Annotated in this window: 1 protein-coding gene; it reads left to right on the top strand. The window is 72.6% G+C overall.

Translation table 11 applies throughout. The features are described from left to right. Positions 1 to 898: polyketide synthase dehydratase domain-containing protein (locus tag FLW16_RS42925; protein ID WP_185949866.1), on the top strand; the 898-nt coding region annotated here is incomplete at both ends.

Here is an 898-nt window from a genome sequence, read left to right as displayed (position 1 = left end):
CTCGCCCACCACACCGTCTTCGACACCCCCATCCTCCCCGGCACCGCCTACCTCGACCTCGCCCTCCACGCCGCCGACCACACCGGCCACACCACCATCGACGAACTCCTCCTCCACACCCCACTGGCCCTGCCGGAACACGGCGGCGTGCAGGTGCAGATCATCGTCACCGGCTCCGACCGCCCCACCGTGGAGATCTACTCCCGGCCGGACGGCGACACCGGAGACTGGACCCGCCACGCCACCGCCGTACTGATCAAGGACGACCCCCAGGCCGGGTTCGACCTCACGACCTGGCCTCCTGCGGATGCGACGCGGCTGCCTCTCGACGCCGCGTACGACCGCCTGCACGAGGCGGGGCTGCGCTACGGTCCGGCGTTCCGGGGACTACGCGCCGCCTGGCGGCGCGGCGACGAACTGTTCGCCGAGGTCGCCCTCCCTCCGGAGGAACGCGGCGACGTGACGGACTTCGGCGTGCACCCCGCGCTGCTCGACGCGGCACTGCACGGGGCCGCGCTGCACTGGCTGGACGGCACGCCGAGCGGCCACAGCAATCTGCCCTTCGCCTGGAGCGGGGTCCGCCTGCACGCCGTCGCCGCCACCGACCTGCGGGTACGCGTACGGCTGGGGGACGCCGGATCGCTGTCGCTCCAGGCCGCCGACCCCACCGGTGCGCCGGTCGTCTCGATCGACCAGCTGCGGGTGCGTCCCGTGGCGGCCGACCAGTTGCACGCCGGAGCGGCGAAACACGACGGGCTCTACCGGGTGGAGTGGTCACCGCTCGATCTCGTGCCGGCGGCGCGCGAGGCGTGGGCAGTCCTCGGTGATCACACGCTCTACGACGAACTACGCCAGACCGCCACCGCGACCTACTACGAGGACCTGACCGCCCTCACCG

Source organism: Microbispora sp. KK1-11, assembly GCF_006874435.1.
Lineage (GTDB): Bacteria > Actinomycetota > Actinomycetes > Streptosporangiales > Streptosporangiaceae > Microbispora > Microbispora catharanthi.
The sequence above is the reverse complement of the archived record's forward strand: the minus strand, read 5'-3'. Positions and strand labels throughout refer to the sequence as shown.